Source organism: Flavobacterium ustbae (genome assembly GCF_003946915.1).
Lineage (GTDB): Bacteria > Bacteroidota > Bacteroidia > Flavobacteriales > Flavobacteriaceae > Flavobacterium > Flavobacterium ustbae.
Genome location: NZ_RPOC01000011.1, coordinates 99097 through 124306, shown reverse-complemented (window position 1 = coordinate 124306; position 25210 = coordinate 99097). Strand labels below are relative to the sequence as shown.

Here is a 25210-nt window from a genome sequence, read left to right as displayed (position 1 = left end):
TTCTATAAATAGAAAGCCCAGCAAGTTCTAAATTTGCTGGGCTTATTTTTTTTATCCTAATACATGAAAAGCAAGAATCTTTTGCACTTCGTAAACATTCACCGATTTATTGAATTGTTTTACAATGCTTGGTTGCTGTTCGCTAGAAACCCAAATTTTTAATTCGGCATCCAGATCAAAAGTACCAGCAGTTTCTACACTAAATCTAGTAATGTTTTTGTAGGCAATAGATTTGTATTCGGTTTTACTGCCTGTAATTCCTTGTACATCAACTAAGATTAATCTTTTGTTTGTAAAAATGAAAGTGTCGCGAATAAGTTTAAAACCCATTTCGATTTCTTCATTTGTTGTCAAAAGCTGTCCGTATTTCTTAATTAAATCTTCCTGGCTCACAGAACCTGCATTGCCAAGAATAGCTGAAAATATTCCCATTATTTTGTTTTTAATTAGTTAAAATGATTCCGTTTTGAAAGAGTAAATGTAGTGGATTTTGTTAATTTTTTAGAGTTGATTTGAATTTTATTAGTAGTGGAATTATAGTAATTGCAATTAAAAAAGAGGATATAAAAGTGACAATTAAATTACCAATGTTTAAGGCTTTTGGATTTAATATAAATCTCATAAATAGAATTGAAGAGGAAAATAAAATAACAGAAATCCAATATAATTTATTAGAAGCAACAGAATTGAATTTTTTAGGAAGTTTAAAAAATGCTATTAACAAAACTATGCCGCCAATTAGTGTACTTGAATGCTGAGCTATTTTCCAGAACGGAATTTGTGTTCCAAAAAGGGAAACAGTATTTTTTAAAACATCAATTTGATTTACAAAATAACCGTGTTTATGGGTAAAACCATCCCAAAAAATATGAGAAAATATTCCGATTAGCAGAGAGATTAAAACGATAATCCAGTTTTTCTTAAAATAAGCGTTCCACTCAAAATCGGTAAAAATCAGAACTCTGTTTTTTATAAATGAAGGAAGATTTTGAATTAAAAGATTTCTAGTTAGATTATGAAAAAGGAAGGTTAATAAAAGCGCAAGAGGCAAATCAAACCAAAAAATACCGCTTAGAGTATGGCTATAATTACTTTTAACTTTCATGCGTAGAAAATATTCAAAATCTGGAGTTAAGCTTCCAATTATTAATGCTGTTATAGAAAACCAGGTTTTTGGCAAATATCTTAACGGAAGAATTATTGCAGGATGCGAAAAAGTAAAAGGCATTAAAGTTATTTTTTGAGTTGCTATGCTTTATTCGAAATTAAATATAAACAAAAAAAGCAGAACCTAAAGTCCTGCTTTTTCACTTTTCAAAATATCTATTTTATTCAACTTCTGTTTTTATTGTAATCGGAAGATTATATGCGGTTCTCACTGGTTTTCCGTCTAGAATTCCAGGAGCCCATTTTGTTTTTAATGATTTTAAAACTCTAACAGCTTCTTTCCCCATTCCATAACCAGGGTCATTTTTAACCATAATGTCAGTAAGCGACCCGTCTTTTTCTACTACAAAAGAAACATACACTTTCAGTGTTTTTTCTACATCAAGATCTGGTCTACGGAAATTGTTTCCAACATATTTGTAAAACTGAGCAATTCCGCCTGGAAATTCTGGAAGTTTATCCAAAACTGCAATAGAAACAGGATCGTTAGTTGGCGGCGCAACCGAAGCAGCATCTCCATTTCCTCCTCCGCCTCCAGTTGTAGGCATTACATTAGTTGCTGTTCCTGTTCCAGAAGCATTGTCTACCGCAGGCACATTTTCTGTGTTAGGAGCTATTTTGTCTACAGCTTCTTCTGGTTTCGTTATTACAGGATTAATTAACTGCGTCGCATCTGTTTGGCTTGCGGCAGTTTGTTCTACTACTGGTGCTGGTGGTGCTGGTGGCGGTGGCACAACCAGATCAGGCGTAAGGTCGACCGGTGTAATTGGATCGTAAATAAATGGTTCTGGCTCAGGTTCAATTACTGACGAATTAAATTTGCTAATAAGGACAGATGCACTTCCTAAAGCAGTTAATAACAATAAACCCATAAAGAGAGCTGTTATAGAATTTTTAGAATTCTCTTGGCGTAATTGGTATGCGCCGTACTCTTTGTTTTTGTTCTCGAAAACAAGATCGGTCCACTTGTTTTCATAAATACTTAATTTAGACATAATTTTTGGGTTTTAAGGTTAAGTAACTTTAAATCATACGCAGAAAAGGTTTAGGGTTGAGCTAACAACGTAAAAGTTGTAGTTTTAGTGTTGTGAAAATCTGTTTATTTTAAGAATAAAAGTAGTAATAATTTATTCTTTATTTAAAGATAATAAATTATCTATTACGTTCGATAATTTCTGCTAATAATTTTTTAGCACGTAAAAGTTTTACTTTAACACTGCTTAAAGGTTCGTCAATCTTAGCAGCAATTTCCTGATAAGACATTTCCTGAAAATAACGAAGCTGAATTACTTCTTGATAGTGAGGTTTAAGTTCTTTGATGCATAAGAGCAGACGAGAAAGATTCTGTTCTTTAATTAAAGCATCTTCTGCAGATGGAGTAGGGTCGGCAATGTTGTAGGCCTGCTGGTCTTCGTTGTCTGTGATTTCTATAAAAAGATTGGTTTTCTTTTTTCGAAGTAAATCAATATGGACATTTTTTGCAATCGCTATAAGCCACGTATTGAACTGAAATTCTGGATTATAAGAGCCTATTTTGTCAAAAGCTTTAGAGAAAGTCTCAATGGTAATATCTTCTGCAGTCGTTTCATTTTCGGTTCGTTTTAGCATAAAAGCATACACCTCATTCCAATAATGATCTAATAAAAAAGTAAAGGCGATCTGATCGCCTTTTTTTGCTTTTTCTATTTTAGAATTTATTTCCAATATACCGGTTTTGAAAAGATATTAGTTATAAAGATATTAATTTGCGTTAATATAAGCGCTATCTCGACAACTGGAAACCAAATTTTAATATCTTTTTCCTTTAATTTTCCTGCTGAACATCCAATTACGGTCCAAACAACAGTATAACGTGTTGCTAAAATGGCTAAAACTGCAATCCATTGAAATTGAAATGCTAATAATATAATAACCAATAAAAAGAAAAATAATTGTGAAAGAAAGAATAATCCTAACTGCATTTTATCAAAAAACTTATAATGCTCTGCAGTAGAAATATGTCTTCTTTTCTGAGTAAACCATTCTTTATAGGTTGGTTTAGGTTTTGAATACGTAAAACTTTCTGGCGTATAAGAAATGGTAGTGTTTTCTTTATTTGCTGCTTGATTAATGAACAAATCATCATCGCCAGAGCGAATCTGAATATGGTCAATAAAACCATTTACATTAAAAAACTCTTCTTTTTTATAAGCAAGATTTCTGCCGACTCCCATATATGGAAGACCTAACTTTGCCCAAGAGAAATATTGTATTGCGGTAAGAACCGTTTCAAAGCGAATAATTTTGTTTAAAAAGGAACGCTCTACTTTTTCGTAACCTCCATAACCCAAAACAATTGTTTTCTCTGTCGTAAATTGCGAAGTCATAGCAGTAATCCAGTTTTTTGAATTTGGAAAACAGTCAGCATCTGTAAACAATAAATAATCTTTCTTTGCCGCTTTTATTCCAAGTGTCAAAGCGTATTTTTTATTTCCCCAAAAAGCTTCGTTATTTTCAACTTTTACCAAACGGATATTGGAGAATTCTTTTTCAAATTCTTCAAAAACTTCAAGAGTTTCATCGCTAGAAGCGTCGTCAATTAAAACAATTTCAAAATCAGGGTAATCTTGCTGTGCCAAAAGCGGAATGTATTTTTTTACATTTTCTTCTTCGTTTTTAGCGCATACAATTACAGAAACTGGAAGATTTTTTGGCTTTACATGCTGAGGTTTGGCAAAAGCAAATTTTCCAAAAATTCCGAGATAATAAAAAAGTTGAACAACAACAATAGCAATAAAAAAGTAAAATATGTATATAAGCATCTGATTTATTAGGTTCTATTAATTTCACGTTCTGCGACTGCAAATGTACTTATCAATTCGCTAAATTCAATAGCCAAAACCAATTTACTTTCGGCATTTTGACATTTCTTTTGCAACAGCAATAGACAGAGGGTTTTCGGTTTTTTCTAATTCCGAAATTATGTTTTCATAATTGTGATCGTCACGGTTTTGGGAAAGCTTTTTGGTTGCCTGAATTTCTTCAATTTCGATTTCAAAACCAAAGATTCCTCTCGCTTCACGCATTGTTTTTTCAGATAAATCTTCAACTCGAACTGGGTTTTTAGAATTCGCTTCGTATTTATCAACCAGTTTTTTCAATTGTTCTACAGAAGTTTCATAATCCACAATCTTGATTTTTCCGTAAACATGTACGGCTATATAATTCCATGTTGGAACATTTTCATGATCATACCAAGAAGAAGAAATGTAACTGTGAGGACCAGTAAAAATGGCCAAAATTTGATCGTTTTCTCTAAAACCTTCAGCTTGCGGATTAAGTTTTGAAATATGTCCCTGCAAAACTTCTTTTCCATCAGCATTCAATTCCAATTCTATCGGAATATGTGTAGCACATAATTTTCCATTAGTTTGATTAATCAGAATTCCGAAGCTGTTTGCTTTCAAAAAAGCTCTTATTTCTTCTGCGTTTTCGTTTTTATAAAGGTTAGGAATGTACATAGCTGAAGTATTTGTAAAAATTTATAAAGTCAATTTTGATCCACCCATTATAATCAAATTCGCTTAATGCTCAATTTCGTCTTTTGTAAAACTGAAAAATTTAGAGTTTACACTAAAATAAATGATTGCTAATCCTACTAAAGTAAAAATAATGCCTTCAATCAAGCATTGCGTTGCAAAATCATCTGAAAGCGCTGTTCTAATTTTTCTAAACAAAAGGGAGAAAACTTCTTTTCTAAAAAATTTAAGTCTTAGAAGTAAATAAAGTGCAATTGCAAGTAAAATGGTGTTTACAGACGAAAGCTTTTTTTTCCAGTTTAAAAAAGTTACTATAGAAATTCCAAATATAAGTCCGAAAAATATCCAAATATAAATGCTTGGCAGAAAGTTCAGTATTTCTGCCTCATTAGAAAAAAATTGACTGCAGCTTTCTATTTTTCTATGATAATAATAGTCGATGATACACATTACCTTTTCTGAAACAGTGTACAATCTAAGCTGGAAAATGCCATTTATTAGAAATATCATTCCTAAAAATTGTATTATAAGAACCCCGATATTTAGTTTTTTCATTAATAAGAAATTGGAGTTTTTATTTCTAAATTATATTTACTTCTGCTTCTATGTGGATTCCAAAAGTTTCAAAAATGGTTTTTTGGACTTCTTTCGAAACAGCTAAAATTTCCTGCCCCGTTGCATTTCCATAATTTACTAAAACCAATGCTTGATTTTTATGAACTCCAGCGTCGCCAAAACGTTTTCCTTTAAAACCAGCTTGTTCAATTAGCCATCCGGCAGGAACTTTAACTTCAGTTTCTGAAACTTCATAAAACTTCATTTCTGGAAATTTCTGATGGATTTTTTCAAAATCAGATTTTAATAAAATGGGATTTTTAAAGAAACTTCCACTGTTTCCTAATTCTTTTGGGTCTGGAAGTTTACTCTGTCTAATCGCAATTACAGCATTGCTTACATCTTTTAAAGTTGGTTCTGTAATATTGTTTTTAGCCAATTCTGCCAAAATATCTCCGTAAGAGGTATTGATTTTATGATTGCGTTTGGTCAGTTTAAAAATAACCGAAGTGATAATATATTGGTCTTTTACTTCGTGTTTAAAAATACTTTCGCGATAGCCAAAATTACATTCAGCATTATCGAAAGTTTTCATTTCCTGAGTTGCAATATTCATGGCTTCGCAAGAAACAAAAGTATCTTTGATCTCAGTTCCATAAGCTCCAATATTCTGAACGGGAGTTGTGCCAACATTTCCAGGAATAAGTGACATGTTTTCTAATCCGCCAAAATTGTTGTCGATGGTCCAAAGAACGAAATCATGCCAGGTTTCTCCCGCCTGACTTTCGACCCAAACAAAATCGTCGTCTTCTTTTGTGATTTTTTTGCCTTTTAAATCGATATGAATAACTAAAGCATCAATGTCTTTCGTTAAAAGCATATTGCTTCCGCCTCCTAAAATAAATTTTTTCTCGTTTTTGTTTGCTGACAAAATTGTTTTTAGTTCTGTAATAGAATGAACTGCAACGAATTGTTTTGCGCTGGCTTCGATGCCAAATGTGTTGTAATTTTTTAAAGAAAAATTGGATTGGATTTCCATAAATAAAAGGCTTTTTAATCTGTGTTCAAAAGTATGAATTATAATTTTTGGTTTGACTCTAAAGAGCACAAAGTTTAATTTAATCGCAAAGCACACAAAGATTTTTATTTCAGTTTGAACCTATCAAAAGCAAAGTTCGCAAAGCTTTAGGCATAATAGCTTAGCGAACCTTGCCTAAATCTTTGTGTGCTTTGCGTTTAAATTATTTTAGAATATCCAACAACTCATGATACTTCTCCGCAATAATGTTCATATTAATATAATAATTAGCATTTTCTTCGACAAATTTTCTGTTTCGAATAATTGCTTCGTTTCGCAATTCTGGATTTTCAAAAGACCAAATTAATTCTTCGGCCAACATTTCAATATCATCAATTGTAATTAATTGTCCGTTTTCACGATGTTTTATCCAGCTTTGATTTCCGGGAATATCAGAAACTACCGGAAAACAATTGCACGCCATCGCTTCAAATAAAGAAGCCGAAACGCCTTCGGTAATTGGCATGCTAATGTAAATGTTAGCTTGCTGTAATAATTTTGGAAGTTCAGTATTCGGGATCCTTCCCGTAAAAATCACTTTATTTTCGATTTGCATTTTCTTGGCTAAATCCTTTAAATATTCCAATCTATTTCCATCACCAACAATGGTTAAAGAAAAATCTATTGCTCTTTGATTTAGTATATAAAAAGCTTGTAAAATAGAATCATGTCGATATTCTGGCTGTAGTGAACGGGTTACAATCGCCTCAATTTTGTTTGAATTATTTGTTAATGGAGTAAAAAGCGAAAGATTAATTCCTTTTGGAAGAACCAAAACCTTGTTCATGTCAACGCCAATTTCTTTCATGTGAATTGTCATGGCAGACCCCCAAGCATGAATTAAATGTGCTTTTTTAAAGGCATATTTCTGAATGAATTTTTTAAACGGATATAAAGCAGAATCTTCTGGCCATAAATCGGTTCGGCCCTGTTGTGCGACGGCTATAGTCTTAGATCCTGATAACGTAGCAAGAAAACCGTAGCTGGTTGTTCTTTCTGCAATTACCATGTCTGGTTTTTCTTTTTTAATGATTTTTCGAATGGAAAGCGGAGAAAAAAGATATTCTATAATACGCTTGAATCTATAATTGTTAGAAGTTTGGAGTTCCCAAGTAATAATTTCAAAATCGCCAAATTCCTTCAAACCTTTCATCCAGGTTATAGCATCGGCGCGATAAGATTCTCCAAGAAAAAGTATTTTCCTTTTCATTATAAAAGTTTTTTCGCCACGAATTCACGAATTAATTTGGAATAATTCGTGAATTCGTGGCGATTTTTTTTTATCTCTAAAATTCGTCAGTTTCCAAAGCGCGGTTGATGAATTCGTTAAGTGGTTTTAGTGCACTAAGTTTTTCGCTCATTTTTTTTACGAAACCTTTTTTGGTAACTTCAGAAATATCATAAGGCTGAGTTGCCGTAAAACTTTTTAGTTTTAAAAATTCAATTGCCGGATGGTCTTTTTCGTAACCGCGTGGCATGCTTTTTAGCGAATTATTTTCGTTGACATCTAAACTTCCGAATTCTTTTTTAAAATTTTTGTCGTTTAAAATTTCCTGTAAATCATCGTAGAAAAAAGCAATTTCTTTGCGGACTTTCTTTAATTCTTCTGAATCCGGAGAATAAAATCCGCCGGCGATAAAACTCGCGCCTTTTTCGATATGAACATAATATCCGGAACGATTTGCACCTTTTGCACCCGCCGACATCCAAACGCCCAAATGCGCTTTGTATGGCGATTTGTCTTTAGAAAAACGAATATCACGGTTAATTCTGAAAGTGCAGTTTTTAACTTCAAGCAATTCTAATGAAGGATCAAGTGGTTTCATGGCATCTAAAAAATCACTTACCAATTGGTGATAATCTTTTTTGAAGATTTCATAGCGTTTTTTGTTTTCCTGAAACCATTCACGATTATTGTTATTTTTTAAATCGTCTAAAAATTGCAATGATTCTTTCGTTAGCATATTTCTTGATTGTTTATTGCAGTTAATGTTTTTTGCTAATTTACTGATTTCTTAAAAGAAAGTTAGCCACGAATTACACAAATTTCCACGAATTATTTTGTGCCAATCGTGGTGTCTTTTTTGCCACAGATTAAAAGTATTAAAGAGATTAAAAATCTGTACTAATCTGTGAAATCTCTGACTTGCACCAGTTAGAAATTAATTTGTGAAAATTTGTGTAATTTGTGGTTGAAATCTTTGCGGCAACATTTTAGCCACATATTGAAAAATTAAAAAGTTTAAAATCTGGTTAATCTGTGAAATCTGTGGCTAAAATAAATTAGCGAAAATTCGTGGAATTCGTGGCGACTTTAAAAAAATCACAAATTAAATATCTTATAACTTTGGTGCGTCGATTTTACAATCGCTTCGGTTCTTTCAGGATGTGTGTCAGAAATAAAAAGCTGCCCGAACGTTTCGCTGTTTACCATTTCTACAATTTTGGCAACACGCGTTTCGTCCAATTTGTCAAAAATATCGTCAAATAACAGAATAGGTTTTACGCCACTTTGTTTTTTCAAAAATTCAAATTGGGCCAATTTTAATGCAATCAAGAAAGATTTCTGCTGTCCTTGAGATCCGAATTTTTTTATCGGATGCGTATCGATTTCAAAAGATAAATCGTCTTTATGAATTCCGACCGTTGTATAATGAAGTACGCGATCTTTGTTTATGCTTTCCTGTAAAAGCGTCAGAAGATCTTTTTCGAACAAATGACTTTCATAAACCAATTGCACGCTTTCTTCAGAACCTGTTATTTCGTGATGGTGTTTATTAAATATAGGTATAAACTGCTCGAGGAAATCTTTTCGTTTTTCAAAAATCGATTTACCGTAACCTTGCAGTTGCTCATTATATATAGATAAGGTATCGTTATCAAAAACATGATTGAGGGCAAAATATTTCAAAAGCGCATTTCGCTGTGTAATTACCTTTTGGTATTGTATCAATTCGTGAAGATAAGTAGCATCTAACTGAGAAATTACACTATCCATAAATTTACGGCGCGTTTCGCTTCCTTCAATAATCAAATCACGATCGGCAGGCGAAATAATTACAAGCGGAATGAATCCGATGTGATCTGAAAATTTATCATAAGGTTTTCCGTTTCGTTTCAAAACCTTTTTCTGCCCTTTTTTTAAACTGCAGACAATCTGCTCGGTTCTCTCATTTTTTTGGAGTTCGGCATCAATCACAAAAAACTCTTCGCCGTGTTTGATATTTTGAACAGCAAGCGGATTAAAATAACTTTTCCCGTAAGCCAAATGATAAATAGCATCGAGCACATTGGTCTTTCCAATGCCATTTTTCCCTACAAAACAGTTTATTTTGATGTCGAAATCAAAACTTGCTTCAGAAAAGTTTTTATAATTGAATAATGAAATTTTGTTTAAATGCATTTTTTAGAAGACTCCGCAAAAAATAAAGTTTTGTGTTTTTTGAACAATTCGCAGCATTTTATCTGCCACAGATTAAAATGACTAAAAAGATTTTTATGCTGTTTTTATTTAATCTGTGTGAATCTTAAAAATCTGTGGCTAAAATATATTTATTTCGCTTTCAAAAATTAGATTCGAATTTAGGCTGCAAATTACCGAAAATTATCGATATAATTGGCTTTAGCGCTTTCTTAGACTAATTTATTTTACCGCTTCCGCGAAAGTAGAGAAGAGGATTTAAAATATTTATTTTAAAATAGTGATAAAATTGAAATTTTTTACGTCAATTTCAATAAAAATTTTATTTTTGCCGTTCACTAAATAAATTTTAAATGGCAACTTACAATAAAAGAGGATATAAGACACCAAAAGAAAAGGAAGTTAAAGAGGTTACTGAAGAGCAACAAGTAATTATTGATGAAAAAGACAGCACAACAGCTGGAGTTTTCTCAAAATTAGATGAAACAGCTTCAAAAACTGAGGATTGGGTGGCTAAAAATCAAAAAATCATTATTGGTTTAGTTGCTGGTATTGCAGTTGCTACAATTGGATATTTGGCTTACCAAAAATTTATTGCAACTCCTAAACAAGAAGAGGCTGCAAGTGAAATGTTTGTTGCTCAACAAAATTTTGAAAAAGCGGTAAACGGTGTTTCTAGTGATTCATTATTCAAATTATCATTGAACGGTTCAGAAGGTAAATTCGGATTTATCAAAATCGCTGACGAATATTCTGGAACAGATGCAGGAAATTTAGCAAATTACTATGCTGGTATTGCTTACCTAAATACAGGTAAATTTGATGAGGCAATTAAATATTTAGGTGAATTCAAATCGGAAGACGTAGTCTTAACTGCTTTAGCAAAAGGTGCTACAGGAGATGCTTATTCTCAAAAAAATCAGCAAAAAGAAGCTTTAGATTTTTATGTAAAAGCTGCTGAGTCTAACAAAAACGATTTTACAACGCCTCGTTTCTTATTAAAAGCAGGAAAAACTGCTTTAGCTTTAGGGCAAAAAGAAGATGCGTTAAAATACTTTAATGACATTAAAGATAATTACGACAGTACTCCAGAAGCAGGACAAGTTGATGCTTTGATTGGATTAGCACAATAATATTATTGTAGAGTTAAGATTTTAGATTTTAGATTCGTATTTTAGCAATCTGAAATTTAATATCTAAAATCTAAAATAGACAGATGGCTACTGAAAATAAAAATCTATCAGAATACGATAAAAACACAATCCCAAACGCGAAAGACTTTCGGTTTGGGATTGTTGTTTCTGAATGGAATGATACTATAACAGAAGGACTTTATAATGGCGCTTTTGACGCTTTAATTGATTGTGATGTTCCTGCACAGCAAATTATCCGATGGAATGTTCCAGGAAGTTTTGAATTAATCTACGGAGCTAAAAAAATGCTTCAGACACAAAACGTTGATGCTGTTATTGTAATTGGATGTGTGATTCAAGGAGAAACAAAACACTTCGATTTTGTTTGCGAAGGCGTAACACAAGGAATTAAAGACTTAAATGTTCAAACTGATATTCCTGTTATTTTCTGCGTATTGACAGATAATAATATGCAACAGTCAATTGATAGAAGCGGAGGAGTTCATGGAAACAAAGGAACTGAAGCAGCAATTGCAGCAATCAAAATGGCCTACATTCGTCAGCAAGCTTCAATAGCTCACGTTTATAATCAGCCATTGTTGGCTTCAGGTGCGCTTCAAATTGAAGATTCTCCAAGAAAAATAGAAAACGAATAAGACACATTTGCTTTAATAAGATTAAAACCTATACTGTGTAATAACGGTATAGGTTTTTTTGTTTTTTTTATCATTGTTCTTATTCTGAAAGCCAATCAAAATTCACTAAATTTGTATTTCTTGGTTTATAAAACCGAATCTAAACTTTAAAATTATTTTTGCTTAATGTCGAGTATTATTCAATTGCTTCCTGATCACGTTGCTAACCAAATTGCTGCTGGAGAGGTGGTTCAAAGACCAGCTTCAGTTGTAAAAGAATTGTTAGAAAATGCTGTTGATGCTAAAGCAACTGATATTAAATTAATTATAAAAGACGCTGGTAAATCATTAGTGCAAGTTATCGATAATGGCGTAGGAATGACAGTAACAGATGCGCGTTTGTGTTTTGCGCGTCATGCGACTTCAAAAATTCGTCAGGCCGAAGATTTGTTTTCTCTTGGAACAAAAGGTTTTCGTGGTGAAGCTTTGGCTTCTATCGCCGCGATTGCGCATATGGAAATGAAAACCAAACAAGATCAAGACGAACTTGGAACCCATATTATTATCGAAGGCAGTAAATTTGTTTCGCAAGAAGTAGCCGTTTTGCCAAAAGGGACTTCGTTTGCGGTTAAAAACTTATTTTTTAATATTCCCGCTCGCCGAAATTTCTTAAAGTCTGATACCGTCGAATTTCGTCATGTTATGGATGAGTTTCAGCGTGTAGCGTTGGCGCATCCTAATATTCATTTTAGTTTTTACCATAACGGAAGCGAATTATATAATCTTCCTGCTGCAGGATACCGTCAGAGAATTGTCGGAATCATGTCAGGAAAAACCAATGAAAAGCTGGTGCCGGTAAACGAAGATACCGATATAATCAGCATTCAAGGATTTGTTTGTAAACCTGAATTTGCAAAGAAAAATAGAGGAGAACAATTCTTTTTTGTTAATGATCGCTTTATAAAAAGTGGCTACCTGCATCATGCTGTTATGGCTGCCTATGACGGACTGTTGAAAGATGGCTGTCAGCCTAGTTACTTTTTATATCTGCAAGTGCCGCCTAACACAATCGATATCAACATACATCCGACAAAAACGGAAATTAAATTTGATGATGAACAAGCGTTGTATGCCATTTTAAGAGCATCTATCAAACATAGTTTGGGGCAGTTTAATGTGGCGCCGGTTTTAGATTTTGACAGAGATGCCAATTTAGATACACCCTATCATTACAAAGATGTAGAGGCAGAAGTGCCCACTATCCAGGTAGATGGAACTTTTAATCCTTTTACAGATGATAAAACGAATCAGCATTATAGCAAAGCAGCTTCGGGATCGACAGGATATAGTTCAGGTTCATCATTTTCGTCTTCATCAGGATCTTCTTCTTCTAGATCATCGTATGCAGGATATTCACGAAAAGTAGAACCAACCGCAAGTTGGGAAAGTTTGTATGTTGGTTTAGATGTCGAAAATCCAGAAAGTATAGAAAGTTCTCCGTTTACATTTGAAAACGAAGAAGTGACCTCTTCTTTATTTAATGATGATGAAGTAGAACAAGCAACACATAAAACGTATCAGATTCATAAAAAATATATTGTTTCGCCAATAAAATCAGGAATGATAATTGTTGATCAGCAGCGAGCGCATCAGCGTATTTTGTATGAACAATTTTTACTTAATATGACGGTAAATCAAGCTTCTAGCCAGCAATTGCTGTTTCCTTTAGATTTGTTTTATTCGTCAAGCGAAATGAAATTGATTGAGGAATTGAAACCTTCGTTAGAAACAACCGGATTTGTGTTTGACAACGCGCAAACCGATCATGTCGTTATTTCTGGAATCCCAGTAAATATTACAGAAAGCGAAGTTTCGCAGGTAATAGAACAATTGTTGAGTGATTTGCAAGACGGAATTCCTGCAAACAGTTATAGTCAGAATGATACCATTGCTAAGTCAATGGCCAAAAGTTTAGCGGTTAAAACAGGATCTTATTTAACCGAAAAAGAACAAGATAATTTAGTAAACGGTTTGTTTGCTTGTAAAGATCCAAATATTTCACCTTTTCAGAAACCTACTTTCATCACCATGCGTGTGGAAGATATAGATAAAAAGTTTGCTTTATGATGAATATGACTCCAGTGGTTAAACAACTGCTAATTATTAATATTATATTTTTTATTGGTTCTCAAATAGTTCCAGTTTCTTATGACTTTTTGATGCTTTATTACCCAGAAAGTGATCATTTCAGAATTTGGCAAATTATTACCCATATGTTTATGCATGCGCCATTACCAAATTTTGCGCACATATTATTTAATATGTTTGCTTTATACAGTTTTGGTTCGGCATTAGAACATTTTTGGGGCGGGAAAAAGTTCTTGTTTTTCTATATTTCTTGCGGACTAGGAGCGGCATTGCTTCATACAGGAGTAAATTATTTTCAGATTCAGTCACTTTTAAGTTCTGTATCTGATTTGAATTTGTCAAAATCAGAAATGCATATGATTTTAAATGCAGATTATTCTTCATTATTTGATGCAAACGGAAAAATGATTCAGGGCGAAATAGCTTCTATTTTAAACAAAGCACATTGTACGCAGGAACAATTCAATTCATTAGCGCAGGCTAGTTCAATTATGCAGTCACCTGTTTTAGGTGCTTCTGGGGCAATATATGGTTTATTAACCGCTTTTGCATTTATGTTTCCAAACGCAGGATTGGCATTATTGTTTATCCCTGTTCCGATTAAGGCGAAATATTTTGTTCCAGGAATTTTAGCAATTGACTTATTTTTAGGATTTAAAGGAAGCTCTTTATTTGGAAGCGGAGGAACGGGAATTGCACATTTCGCACACGTTGGTGGAGCAATTGCAGGTTTTTTAATGATGTTGTACTGGAAAAAAAATCAGTTTAATAACAACCGTTGGAATTAATTTTTAACTTTAAAGTACAAATTCTAAAGTAGAGGTTTTTTATGAATATTCTTGACGATTTAAAATTACAGTATAGAATGGGCGGTATAGCGATGCGCATCATTTACTGGAATGTTGCCTGTTTTATTATTTCACTGTTATTTTTCTGGCCTGGTTTTACAGGTCCGTTCGATTACCCAAACTGGTTGGCTTTGTCGTCAGATCCTCAGGTTTTTTTGTTCAAACCTTGGACTCTTTTAACGTATGCTTTTTTTCATTTTGATTTTTGGCATTTGTTATTTAATATGATGGTACTAAATTTTGCCAGCAATTTATTCCTGACTTTTTTTACTCAAAAACAATATTTAGGGCTCTATATTTTAAGTGCACTGTTTGCCGGAGTTGTTTTTGCACTTAGTTTTTATTTTTCTAACATGTACGGTTCTATCGTTGGAGCTTCAGCAGCTATAATGGCTATCTTAGTTGCCGCAACGACTTATTCTCCATTAATGAATGTTCGTTTATTTCTTTTTGGAAACGTAAAACTGTGGCATATTACGGCAGTAATTTTAGTTTTAGATTTGGTGCAATTACGTTCTGGAAATATGGGCGGACATATTTCGCATCTTGCCGGCGCATTATTTGGCTTCACATATATTAAATTGCTGCAAAACGGTACAGATTTAAGTGTCATTGTTTCTAAAACTTTAGATTTCTTTGCTAATCTTTTTAGAAAATCTCCTACGACCCCATTTACAAAAGTTCATAAAAATTACAAAAAACCTACAGAAAGAACTGCATCAAGAATTGTTACAAAAGACAAAACGCAACAGCAGATTGATGAAATTTTAGATAAAATCAGTCAATCGGGATATGATTGTCTAACTAAAGAAGAAAAAGAGTTTTTATTTAAAGCTGGAAAATAAACTTGTAGGAGAAAAATATGAAAAACCTATCTTGGTTTAATAAAATAATGTTCTTTTTGAATATAGTCCTGACTGTGCTTACATTCAGTGTCTATCTTCTTCCTTTTTTAGCACCTAAAAGTTTTCCGCTTTTATCGGTGCTTACCTTGTTTATGCCAGCCTTTTTTGTGGCCAACGGTTTATTCTTTATCTATTGGGCAATACAGTTCAAAAAACGCCTTATTTTGTCTGGATTGGTTTTGTTAATCGGAATAACATTTATAAATAAATTTTATAAATTCTCTGCAAAAGAATACATTAAGGACGAAAAAGATTTCTCTGTAATGAGTTATAATGTTCGCCTTTTTAATGTTTTTAAATGGCTGGACCGCGATGATATTCCTGATAATATTAAAGGCTTTATAGACGAAAAAGATCCTGATATTTTATGTATTCAAGAATATTCAAATTCTGCACATTTAGATTTAAAAGTATATCCGCACCGTTACATTTTTATTGATGGTAAAAAAGTAAAAACAGGACAGGCGATTTTTTCTAAATTTCCTATTATTGAGGAAGGGAATATAATTTTTCCAAAATCGGATAACAATGTTGTTTACGCAGATATTAAGCGCGGTAAAGACATCATTCGTGTCTATAATATGCACTTGCAATCTATTAAAATTTCTCCTGATGTAAGCGAAATATCTGATGATATAGATAAAGTAAACCAAAAGAAATCGCAACGTATCTATGCAAGAATCAGTAAAGGCTTTAGGCAACAGCAAGAACAGGCAGAGATTTTTAAAGAGCACATAAAAAACTGTAAATATCCTATAATTATCTGTGGAGATATGAATAACAGTCCGTTCTCGTATGTATACAGAAATATAAAAGGAAAACTGAAAGATGCTTTTGAAGAAGCAGGCGAAGGTTTTGGCGCTACTTATAAGTTTAAGTATTATCCTGCCAGAATTGATTATATTTTTACTGACAGTAAAATGAAAGTTAAAGAATTTGAAAGTTTCTCTGATTTTGAAAACTCAGATCATTATCCGATTATGACAAGGCTTTCTATGGAATAAATTTTTGATAAATTCCAATTTTTAAATTCCAAATTCCACATTTAACGGAATCCCAATAGCTATCGGGAGCAAAGGTTTCTAAATAAAGATCCTATAAAAAGAAAAAGTTCGCAAAGCTTTGTGTTAATGAAGCTTTGCGAACTTTGTGTTTTTAAAGATATGTTAGATAACAATACTTGCCGTGCTTTACCGGTTAATTAGTAGTCTTACTTCTATCCCAAATAGACTTAGATTGTTATCTTTTGGTCTTTTAGGTAATCCATTGCAAATTTTCCTTCGTTAAAAAGTAAATCCAAAACGCTTAAATTGTTGATGAAACCATGTTTATCATCAAAAACCTGAGTATATTTTTCGAAAGAATTGGTGTCTTTTTTGCCGTTTGCCAAATATCTGAAATCAGTAAAATTGGCCACTTCGTGAAAATATTCGATGGTTTTTCCAAATTCTAATTTCATTCGGAGACATTTGGTAACAATATCAAAGACTTCGAAGTTTAAATCCATTAGAAACTTGTGTTTTTTCTCGAAAATAGGAGCGATATCATCTTCAAAGTACTCAAAGAACGGAGAGCTTCTATATGCTGCTTCAAGCGATTTAAAATGCTGTTTCTGCCAGTCAAATTCATTCTCTATCAAAATGTCTTTTGTCTTTTGATGCGCTTCTTTAGAATGCTTAACAGGGATATTTAATAACTGAATTCCGTTTGGACTATAGATATAAGTTCTGTTTCTATTGGTCTGTTTCTGAAAATTATCTTCCATTTCAAAAGTAATGCTGTCAGATTGTGCGATTACAGCAAAATGACTGATAGATGGGAAATAAGTTGGAAGTATTAAAGAATTCATGTGTATTTTGTGTTTAAAAAGTTTCAGGTTTCAAGTTTCAAATTCACATAGAACTTGAAACTTGAAACCTGATACAAAAATAACTTATTTTTTATTTATGCTTTATTCTCTCTTCTTTTTTTCCAGATAAAATCTCCTACGAAATAGATAGCAAGAAGTATCAAGAAATATTTAAAGTATGAGTGAGGCTGACCTTCGCCGTCTACAGTTGTAAATACTCTGTTCCAACGAATTTTATTAATTCCTTTTCCGTTAGTATCCCAGCTCATCCAAATGAAAACTGGTTTTCCTACGATATGGTTTTCTGGAACATAACCCCAATAACGGCTATCTTCAGAATTATGACGGTTGTCTCCCATCATCCAGTAATAGTTCTGTTTGAAAGTATAAGTTGTTGCCGGTTTTCCGTTGATAAGAAATTTTGAACCTTGAATTTCTAATTTGTTTCCTTCGTAATTAGTGATAATTTCTTTGTAAAAAGGAAGCGATACATTGTTCAAAGCAACCGTTTTTCCTGCTTCAGGAATATAAATTGGATCCAGATTGTCCTGAGTTCCTTTGTTGATATGAGGAAAAATTCTATCGTCATCCTGATTATCAATTTTGCGTACCACAGCTGTTACGCCAGGAGTATTTTTGAATCTTTCTGCTCCGGCTTCTGTTAAAGCGCCTAAATAAAGCGTATCTCTTTTTTCGGTTCTGAAACCTGCCGGATCTGTAATATCTAATTCTTTGAAAATGGTTTCAAAATCAATAGGAGTTTTTCCGTCCAATGCCACAGCGTAAGAATATTGTGGTTTTGCTCTTTCAGGTAAAACTAATTTTTTTCCGTTAATGAAAACATATCCATCTTTAATAGATAAGCTGTCTCCAGGAATACCAACACATCTTTTTACGTAGTTTGACTTTTTGTCGATCGGTTTAATAACGCCTGGTCTTCCTTTAGGTTCAAAGAAATAATGAACCGTATCGACAGGCCAGTTAAATACAACAATATCGCATCGTTTTATTTTCTGTATAGCTGGAAGTCTCAAATATGGTAATTGTGGCCAGCTTAAGTACGACTTGCTTTTGGTTAAAGGGATTGAGTCGTGAACCATTGGCAACGCCACAGTTGTCATTGGAACTCTCGGGCCGTAATTTATTTTGCTTACAAAAAGGAAATCGCCAATTAATAAAGATTTTTCTAAAGATGATGTCGGAATTGTGTAAGGCTGAACAACATAGGTATGAACTAAAGTTGCTACTATAATGGCAAATAATAAAGAACTGATTGTGTCTGCTGTTTTGTTTTCAGGAGTTAGACTACGATCTTTACGATACTCTAATTTTTGGGTATAATTTACATAGTAAATATAAAATCCTAAGGTAAAAAGACCTAAAATAGTGTCTAAAGTTGATCTTTTGCCAAATGTTCTTAAGGTTTCTACCCAAATAACAGGAAACATGATTAAGTTGATAATCGGAATAAAAAGTAAAATGGTCCACCACGTCGGACGGCCGATAATTTTCATTAATACGATAGAGTTATAAACCGGAATTGCTGCTTCCCAGCTTTTTCTTCCAGCCGCTTGATATAATTTCCAAGTTCCTAAAAAATGGATAATTTGTACTGCTAAGAAAAATACGAACCAAGAGTATAGTGACATAATATTGTATTTTTAAATTTCAAATTAGGATTTAGACAATCCAAAATTTAATCGATTTATTTTAAGTTTAAAACATCTTTCATTGAAAAAACCCCCTGTTTTCCGGCCAACCACTCTGCTGCGATAACAGCGCCAAGAGCAAAACCTTCGCGATTATGAGCAGTATGTTTGATTTCTATGCTGTCAATTGCAGAGTCGTAATTTACAGTGTGAGTTCCAGGCACTTCTCCAATTCTTTTTGCTTCTATGCGAATCTCGTTTGTTTTTGCATCTTCTAAAGTCCAGTTTTTATAATTGCTATTTTCAATTACACCCTGAGCCAGAGAAATAGCTGTTCCGCTTGGAGCATCCAATTTATGAATATGATGAATTTCTTCCATCGAAACTTTATAAGAATCGAATTGATTCATGATTTTAGCTAAATATTCATTTAGTCCGAAAAAAATATTTACCCCTAAACTGAAATTTGAGCTAGAGATAAATCCACTTTTTTTCTCATTGCAAAGCGCAATCATTTCGTCATAATGCTCTAGCCATCCTGTAGTTCCAGAAACTACGGGCACATTAGCGTTAAAAGAAGCAGAAATATTACTAACCGCTGCTGATGGAACACTGAAATCTATGGCAACATCGGCTGTAGAAAGTCCGTCATAGGTATTAAATTCATCTTTCTTTAAAACTATTTCGTGACCTCTTTCCAAAGCAATTCTTTCGATTACTTTACCCATTTTTCCGTATCCTAAAAGCGCAATTTTCATTATGATTTATTTTTTGATTTTTTTAAATAGAAATTAATCTATTAAAACGTATAGTTAAAAGTTAGTCCCACATTTGGTTTAAATGTTACATCAGCGGGATAAATTTCTGGACGCATTGAAAGCCTTTCGTTTACATTAAACTGTATCAAAGCGGCGTCAACGTTGGCGTCGATAATATTCAAGACATAAAATCCGACTACAAATAAAGCAGATAAATCTCTGTTTCTTTGGTAGAATTTCTGTCCAGCAATAAGTCGGTTGTCATCCAAAAATTGATAGTCATCATCGTTGTAGCCTTCTAATCTTCGTTTGTAGGCGTCTCGATAATCATGGTATTTTTTGTTATTGTCTATGTAGAAATATAAGCTGGTTCCAATTGCTCCGTAAACCAATGGAATTTTCCAGTATTTTTTATTGTATGCTTGGCCTAAACCTGGTAAAATAGCAGAATAAAAAGCTGCTTTTGCCGGTGTAAGAGGGTCTATTTCTTGTAATGCAGTAGTGTCTTTTACGACCAAAACCGTGTCTTTTTTTACCTGGGCAAAAAGAGAAACGGTTCCTGTTAGAAAGAACAATAGACCAATGGGGACAATTTTATTCACTATCCGTTTATTAATTTTATAATTCTATTAAAGTCGGCTTCAGAATTAAATGGAATTGTAATTTTTCCTTTTCCGTTACCAGCGACTTTTATATCAACTTTTGAACCAAAATAATCGTTGAAAGTGTTTTTCTGAGTTTCTCTTACGATGAATGCAGAATCAGCTTTCGGTTTTCCGTCTGCTTTTGGAGAAAGTGTAAGTCCTTCGTGGTAGTTTTTAACCAAAGCTTCTGTCTCACGTACAGATAAATTTTGACTTACAATTTTTTGGTAAATATCAGTCTGAACATCCAAATCTTCAATGTTGATAATCGCTCTACCGTGTCCCATGCTAATAAAACCATCACGAATACCGGTCTGGATAATCGGGTCTAATTTTAAAAGACGTAAATAATTGGCAATTGTCGAACGTTTTTTTCCAACTCTTTCACTCATTTGTTCTTGAGTTAATTGGATTTCGTCAATTAAACGCTGGTATGATAAGGCAATCTCAATTGGATCTAAGTCATGACGCTGGATATTTTCAACCAAAGCCATAACCAAAGATTCGTTGTCATTTGCAATACGAATATAAGCAGGAACATGAGTCAGACCTACTAATTTAGACGCGCGAAGACGACGCTCTCCAGAGATTAGCTGATATTTATTAAAATCTAATTTACGAACAGTAATAGGTTGAATTACCCCAAGTTCTTTAATAGAAGTGGCTAATTCGCGTAATGATTCTTCATTAAAATTGCTTCTAGGTTGAAACGGATTTATTTCAATCGCATTTATTTCAAGCTCAATGATGTTTCCAACAACCTTGTCAGCATTTTTATCTTCTACTGATTTAATGTCGTTTTCTGGATCTTTTAATAACGCAGATAATCCTCTTCCTAAGGCTTGTTTTTTAATTACTTTTGTCATAAAAACTATTTACTGTTTTTCTTTATAATTTCTTGTGCTAAATGAATGTAGTTTACGGCACCTTTGCTTGTTGCATCATAATTAATGATACTTTCTCCAAAACTTGGAGCCTCACTTAATTTTACATTTCGCTGAATTACAGTATCAAAAACCATATCGTTAAAATGTTTTTGAACCTCTTCTACAACCTGATTTGATAAACGTAATCTTGAATCGTACATAGTTAATAATAAACCTTCAATGTCAAGATCTGGGTTGTGTATTTTTTGAATACTCTTAATAGTGTTCAATAATTTTCCTAATCCTTCAAGTGCAAAATATTCACATTGGATTGGGATAACTACAGAATCTGCTGCTGTTAAAGCATTCAGGGTTAACAAACCAAGAGAAGGAGCACAGTCAATAATGATGTAATCATATTCTTGTTTTGCTTCTTCTAATGCTTTTTTAAGCATGTACTCACGGTTTTCTTTGTCAACCAATTCAATTTCGATAGCAACAAGGTCAATGTGAGCAGGTATCACATCTACGTTTGGAGCTGTACATTTTAAAACGGCTTCTTTTGGTGTTACAGTATGTTCAAGTATTTGGTAAGTTCCAGTTTCAACTGTTTCTACGTCAATTCCAAGACCAGATGTAGCATTGGCCTGCGGATCAGCGTCGATCAATAATACTTTTTTTTCTAAAACACCTAATGAGGCAGCAAGATTTACAGATGTAGTAGTCTTTCCAACGCCTCCTTTTTGATTAGCAATAGCAATGATTTTGCCCATTTATTTTCTGAATTTTGAACCGTAAAAATACAATTATTTATGGTTTCTGAAAATCTATTTTGTTAACATTTGTGAAAGTTTGCTTAATCGGGGTTTGGTGGGAGTTTTGAGGAAAATAATTTTGGATATGAATAGAATTGTCAATAATTTTTTTGAATAATTTAGGTTTTGTTCTTGTTCAAAAAGGGAGGAATGAAAACTTTTGAACAAAAAAGAATTATTTTAAAATTTCAATAGTGACATAAACCACACCGCTTTTTCTGTTTGAAGCAATTTTCATAAAAGCCTTCTTGCTCATATCAATTTCTCTACCTTTTACAAAAGGTCCTCTGTCTATAATTTCTACAATTGCAAATTTCTTGTTAGCTTCGTTTGTCACTTTTAATAATGTGCCAAAAGGAAATTTCTTGTGCGCCGCAGTAAATTCATTATTGTTGAATTTCTTGCCACTTGCTGTTTTCCTTCCGTTAAATTTATCATGGTAGTAAGAAGCGTGAGCATTTTTTTTAAACAGTACAATTTCTGTGGCAGAAGGAGTAATAGCAACAGTATTTTTTTGCTGTGCGATGGCGATTGTAGAAAAAAATAAGATTATTAGTAGTGCATTTTTTTTCATTTCATTTTCTCTTTCTATTTGCGCGGCAAAAAAAAGTGATTGAAGATACATAAATAGGTGATATAAGGTTTATTTATGTTATAAAAAGACAAAAACCCCAGATTTTGTAGTGTTTTTGATAAGAAAATTGGGAGTGAAAACGAACATTTAGCTTCAAGATTATTGCTATTTTGGGACTTCTTAAAATACAATTATTACAAACTATCAAACCACAAAAACGAACATTATTATGGGTAAAAAAGTAATCTCATTATTTGCCGTATTTACGTCTATGCTGTTTTTATGCAGTTTTGTTTCAACTTATTCGACTGTTGAAAAAATAGAGGGAAATAAAAAAATTGAGCGTAAAATTGTTTACAGCAAAAAGAAACATGCTATTACATTATCATGGTCGGCTTTCGGCTCTTCTGGAAATTATACCATTACTAGAGGAGGCAGTCGTTTAGCATCTGATTTTATATCGTTGGGATCAACTTCTAAATTGGAATTTACCGACAATAAACCGAATAGAGATAAATACGAGAACTATTATAAAGTTACTCGTAACGATATAACCATAATAATTTCGCTCGAAAATCAGCTTTTTGGAGATAATATGTATTTCTACGATAGAAAACATGAAAAAGCAGAAACAGCACGAAATGAAATTAATTCACAATTTAGTAGTATTGGTTTAGGCGGCGCAAATGGAGAATGGACCACAAAACGTCAGGCTTATTATTTTAAGCCAAATGTAAATGGACAAACGTACGATGTCGGAGGTTCTGGTTCTGCATCGTCGGCTGGGTCAAACGCAATAGAATTAGGATTTTATTCTCATATTGGAGGTTTAGGAAAAGTGCCTTCAGATGTTAAATTGGGCGCAATATTTACTAGACCTCATCTTTCTGGCGGAGCAAATGCAACTTGCACCTTTTGGCGTTCTGTAGAAAATGTAGAAGTAATGCGCGATTTTTCGTGGACCGTTTCTCAGTCAACGAGTGCACGAAGATTACTCATTGAAAGCACTTCAAAATATATTTCGGATATTGGAGATACAAATTTCTGGGGTAGCGGCGGTTTTATTGCCGATTCTCATTACACAACCTCAAGGCCAAATTGGGGCGGACAACAGCAATGGTATACCAGAAATACCGTTTTCCCTTCTGGTTCTGGAGCTATGGGAGGTTCATATAATATGGTTTGGCAGGGTTGTGTAAATTCTCCGCAAGCAGATGATAGCAATTCTCCAATTTCAACAACGCCTATTATTCGAGAAAAACCTTTTCTGTTTATTGATGATGATGGAGAATATAAAGTTTTTGTTCCTGCATGGCAAAAGGATAGAGTTGGAGTTTCTTGGTCTGCAAAAGATATGGGCAAAGGAAAAATCCAAGATTTGGTTACGAGCTGGTATGTTGCTAAAGAAGGAGATACTGATGTGGAAATTAACGCGGCATTGAAAGCAGGCAAAAATATATTTTTTACTCCAGGACATTATGCGTTAAATGCTCCGATTCAGGTAAATAGAAAAGATGCAATTCTTTTAGGAGCTGGAATTGCTTCGGTAACGCTAGAGCCGACAGAGAAAAATACGTGGGGATGTATTTACGCAGATGATAAAGACGGGGTTATCATTGCTGGACTTTTAATGGATTCTTTTAACAGTACAACGTATCAAATTCGAATTGGAAATGAAGAAGCTAATGCTGATCATACGGCAGATCCTATTTTGCTAAGTGATATTACGTGTCGAGTAGGCGGAGTCCAGTCAAAAAACATTCAGATTCAGGTTTCGATGCAGATCAATAGTAATAATGTAGTCGGAGATCATTTCTGGCTTTGGCGTGCCGACCACGGATCGCAAAAAGGCGGAGATGCACGCTGGGTAAGAGATAGATGTAAAAACGGACTGATAGTGACAGGAGATGATGTTACGCTTTATGCTTTATTTGTAGAACATTTTCAAGAATATGAAGTAGTGTGGCTTGGAGAACGCGGCAGAACTTTTTTCTTTCAAAACGAACCGCCATACGATGCTCCAAATCAAGCAAGCTGGAGCAGTCAGGGAGGCAAAGTTGATGGTTATGCGGCATTTAAAGTAGCAAATTCGGTAAAAGAACATCATACAATAGGAATGGGGTCTTATGCTGTTTTTACAGGAACAGACGGAAATGTAAATAAGAAAAACGGTTTTGAAGTGCCAAATAGTCCAAATGTGAAATTGGAGAAAATGTGTATCACTCGTTTTGCAGGTCCAGGAAATATTCAAAATGTTATTAATGGTACAGGCGGCAGCACAGCAACGGGAGCCAAACGAGTAGCATTGTATAATAATGGAGATGGAAAACAGTCTTTTGATGAAGAATTTGTGTTGCCTAATAAAGAATCTTATCCTTCTTATATTAAAAGTATAGAATAATTATACAGATTGTATGAAAATAAAACTCTGAGGATTTCCGATCTTCAGAGTTTTTTATTTTTAAAATCAGCACGTAATGCTATAGCAGTCAAAAAGTTATTCAGTTATTAAAATCAATTGAAGAGGTCTCGTTTTTAAGAAAAAGCGTTTTTAAGAAAACACGAAGATTTATTTTCTTATTTTTTCTTTTTCAAATCAAATTTATTTATATCTTTGCATCCGCTTTCGGGCACTACAACAAATATA

At 33.4% G+C, this 25210-nt stretch carries 25 protein-coding genes; 7 read left to right on the top strand and 18 right to left on the bottom strand.

The window, feature by feature from the left end; genetic code table 11:
- Positions 1 to 51: 51 nt before the first annotated feature.
- The 11 genes from EG814_RS14770 to recF form a co-directional block, all read right to left on the bottom strand.
- Positions 52 to 432: a PH domain-containing protein gene (locus EG814_RS14770; protein WP_125722664.1), complete on the bottom strand. Its 381-nt coding sequence runs from the start codon at positions 430 to 432 to the stop codon at positions 52 to 54.
- Between the two features lie 61 nt (positions 433 to 493).
- A complete protein-coding gene (locus tag EG814_RS14765; RefSeq protein ID WP_125722663.1) occupies positions 494 to 1228 on the bottom strand; it encodes a DUF4184 family protein in 735 nt (244 codons plus the stop codon).
- Between the two features lie 100 nt (positions 1229 to 1328).
- Complete coding sequence (locus tag EG814_RS14760) at positions 1329 to 2162, bottom strand: energy transducer TonB (RefSeq protein ID WP_125722662.1); 834 nt, start codon at positions 2160 to 2162, stop codon at positions 1329 to 1331.
- Positions 2163 to 2319: 157 nt separating this feature from the next.
- Entirely contained in the window at positions 2320 to 2871 is a 552-nt protein-coding gene (locus tag EG814_RS14755) for an RNA polymerase sigma factor (RefSeq protein ID WP_125722661.1), read from the bottom strand.
- Positions 2862 to 3968: a glycosyltransferase gene (locus EG814_RS14750; protein WP_125722660.1), complete on the bottom strand. Its 1107-nt coding sequence runs from the start codon at positions 3966 to 3968 to the stop codon at positions 2862 to 2864. The genes EG814_RS14755 and EG814_RS14750 overlap by 10 nt, the downstream gene beginning before the upstream one ends.
- Before the next feature lie 84 nt (positions 3969 to 4052).
- Positions 4053 to 4667 (bottom strand): FMN-binding negative transcriptional regulator, encoded by a 615-nt coding sequence (locus EG814_RS14745; RefSeq protein WP_125722659.1) that lies wholly within the window; start codon positions 4665 to 4667, stop codon positions 4053 to 4055.
- Between the two features lie 63 nt (positions 4668 to 4730).
- A complete protein-coding gene (locus EG814_RS14740) occupies positions 4731 to 5240 on the bottom strand; it encodes a hypothetical protein (RefSeq protein WP_125722658.1) in 510 nt (169 codons plus the stop codon).
- A gap of 25 nt (positions 5241 to 5265) precedes the next feature.
- A complete protein-coding gene (gene murB / locus EG814_RS14735) occupies positions 5266 to 6279 on the bottom strand; it encodes a UDP-N-acetylmuramate dehydrogenase (protein WP_125722657.1) in 1014 nt (337 codons plus the stop codon).
- Between the two features lie 202 nt (positions 6280 to 6481).
- Complete coding sequence (locus tag EG814_RS14730) at positions 6482 to 7528, bottom strand: glycosyltransferase (protein WP_125722656.1); 1047 nt, start codon at positions 7526 to 7528, stop codon at positions 6482 to 6484.
- Positions 7529 to 7604: 76 nt separating this feature from the next.
- The gene (locus EG814_RS14725) at positions 7605 to 8282 is read right to left on the bottom strand and encodes a DUF2461 domain-containing protein (RefSeq protein WP_125722655.1); all 678 of its coding nucleotides are present in this window, start codon (positions 8280 to 8282) and stop codon (positions 7605 to 7607) included.
- A 359-nt stretch (positions 8283 to 8641) separates the two neighbouring features.
- Positions 8642 to 9721, bottom strand: a complete 1080-nt coding sequence (gene recF / locus EG814_RS14720) for a DNA replication/repair protein RecF (protein ID WP_125722654.1) — start codon at positions 9719 to 9721, stop codon at positions 8642 to 8644.
- A gap of 371 nt (positions 9722 to 10092) precedes the next feature.
- On the opposite strand from recF, the gene EG814_RS14715 reads away from it, so the two are divergent.
- The 6 genes from EG814_RS14715 (at position 10093) to EG814_RS14690 (ending at position 16412) form a co-directional block, all read left to right on the top strand.
- Positions 10093 to 10872: a tetratricopeptide repeat protein gene (locus EG814_RS14715; RefSeq protein ID WP_125722653.1), complete on the top strand. Its 780-nt coding sequence runs from the start codon at positions 10093 to 10095 to the stop codon at positions 10870 to 10872.
- An 83-nt stretch (positions 10873 to 10955) separates the two neighbouring features.
- Entirely contained in the window at positions 10956 to 11528 is a 573-nt protein-coding gene (gene ribH, locus EG814_RS14710; RefSeq protein ID WP_125722652.1) for a 6,7-dimethyl-8-ribityllumazine synthase, read from the top strand.
- A 165-nt stretch (positions 11529 to 11693) separates the two neighbouring features.
- A complete protein-coding gene (gene mutL / locus EG814_RS14705; protein ID WP_125722651.1) occupies positions 11694 to 13634 on the top strand; it encodes a DNA mismatch repair endonuclease MutL in 1941 nt (646 codons plus the stop codon).
- Positions 13631 to 14443, top strand: coding sequence for a rhomboid family intramembrane serine protease (locus EG814_RS14700; RefSeq protein WP_164515331.1), 813 nt, complete (start codon positions 13631 to 13633; stop codon positions 14441 to 14443). Before mutL ends, EG814_RS14700 begins: the two co-directional genes overlap by 4 nt.
- Before the next feature lie 41 nt (positions 14444 to 14484).
- Complete coding sequence (locus EG814_RS14695) at positions 14485 to 15348, top strand: rhomboid family protein (RefSeq protein ID WP_125722650.1); 864 nt, start codon at positions 14485 to 14487, stop codon at positions 15346 to 15348.
- A 17-nt stretch (positions 15349 to 15365) separates the two neighbouring features.
- Positions 15366 to 16412: an endonuclease/exonuclease/phosphatase family protein gene (locus EG814_RS14690; RefSeq protein ID WP_164515330.1), complete on the top strand. Its 1047-nt coding sequence runs from the start codon at positions 15366 to 15368 to the stop codon at positions 16410 to 16412.
- Between the two features lie 227 nt (positions 16413 to 16639).
- On the opposite strand, the gene EG814_RS14685 is transcribed toward EG814_RS14690, so the two are convergent.
- The 7 genes from EG814_RS14685 to EG814_RS14655 form a co-directional block, all read right to left on the bottom strand.
- Positions 16640 to 17257 (bottom strand): WbqC family protein, encoded by a 618-nt coding sequence (locus EG814_RS14685; RefSeq protein WP_125722649.1) that lies wholly within the window; start codon positions 17255 to 17257, stop codon positions 16640 to 16642.
- Between the two features lie 95 nt (positions 17258 to 17352).
- Entirely contained in the window at positions 17353 to 18906 is a 1554-nt protein-coding gene (lepB, locus tag EG814_RS14680; protein WP_125722648.1) for a signal peptidase I, read from the bottom strand.
- 56 nt (positions 18907 to 18962) lie between these two features.
- Positions 18963 to 19664, bottom strand: coding sequence for a 4-hydroxy-tetrahydrodipicolinate reductase (dapB, locus tag EG814_RS14675; RefSeq protein ID WP_125722647.1), 702 nt, complete (start codon positions 19662 to 19664; stop codon positions 18963 to 18965).
- A 41-nt stretch (positions 19665 to 19705) separates the two neighbouring features.
- Positions 19706 to 20266, bottom strand: a complete 561-nt coding sequence (locus EG814_RS14670) for a DUF5683 domain-containing protein (protein ID WP_125722646.1) — start codon at positions 20264 to 20266, stop codon at positions 19706 to 19708.
- On the bottom strand, positions 20266 to 21174 hold the full coding sequence (locus EG814_RS14665) for a ParB/RepB/Spo0J family partition protein (protein ID WP_125722645.1): 909 nt from the start codon (positions 21172 to 21174) through the stop codon (positions 20266 to 20268). Before EG814_RS14665 ends, EG814_RS14670 begins: the two co-directional genes overlap by 1 nt.
- Before the next feature lie 5 nt (positions 21175 to 21179).
- A complete protein-coding gene (locus EG814_RS14660) occupies positions 21180 to 21947 on the bottom strand; it encodes a ParA family protein (protein ID WP_125722644.1) in 768 nt (255 codons plus the stop codon).
- A 217-nt stretch (positions 21948 to 22164) separates the two neighbouring features.
- Positions 22165 to 22563 carry a septal ring lytic transglycosylase RlpA family protein gene (locus EG814_RS14655; protein ID WP_125722643.1) on the bottom strand — a complete coding sequence of 133 codons (399 nt, stop codon included), beginning with the start codon at positions 22561 to 22563 and terminating at the stop codon, positions 22165 to 22167.
- 229 nt (positions 22564 to 22792) lie between these two features.
- On the opposite strand from EG814_RS14655, the gene EG814_RS14650 reads away from it, so the two are divergent.
- The gene (locus EG814_RS14650; protein WP_125722642.1) at positions 22793 to 24964 is read left to right on the top strand and encodes a pectate lyase family protein; all 2172 of its coding nucleotides are present in this window, start codon (positions 22793 to 22795) and stop codon (positions 24962 to 24964) included.
- Positions 24965 to 25210 lie beyond the last annotated feature (246 nt).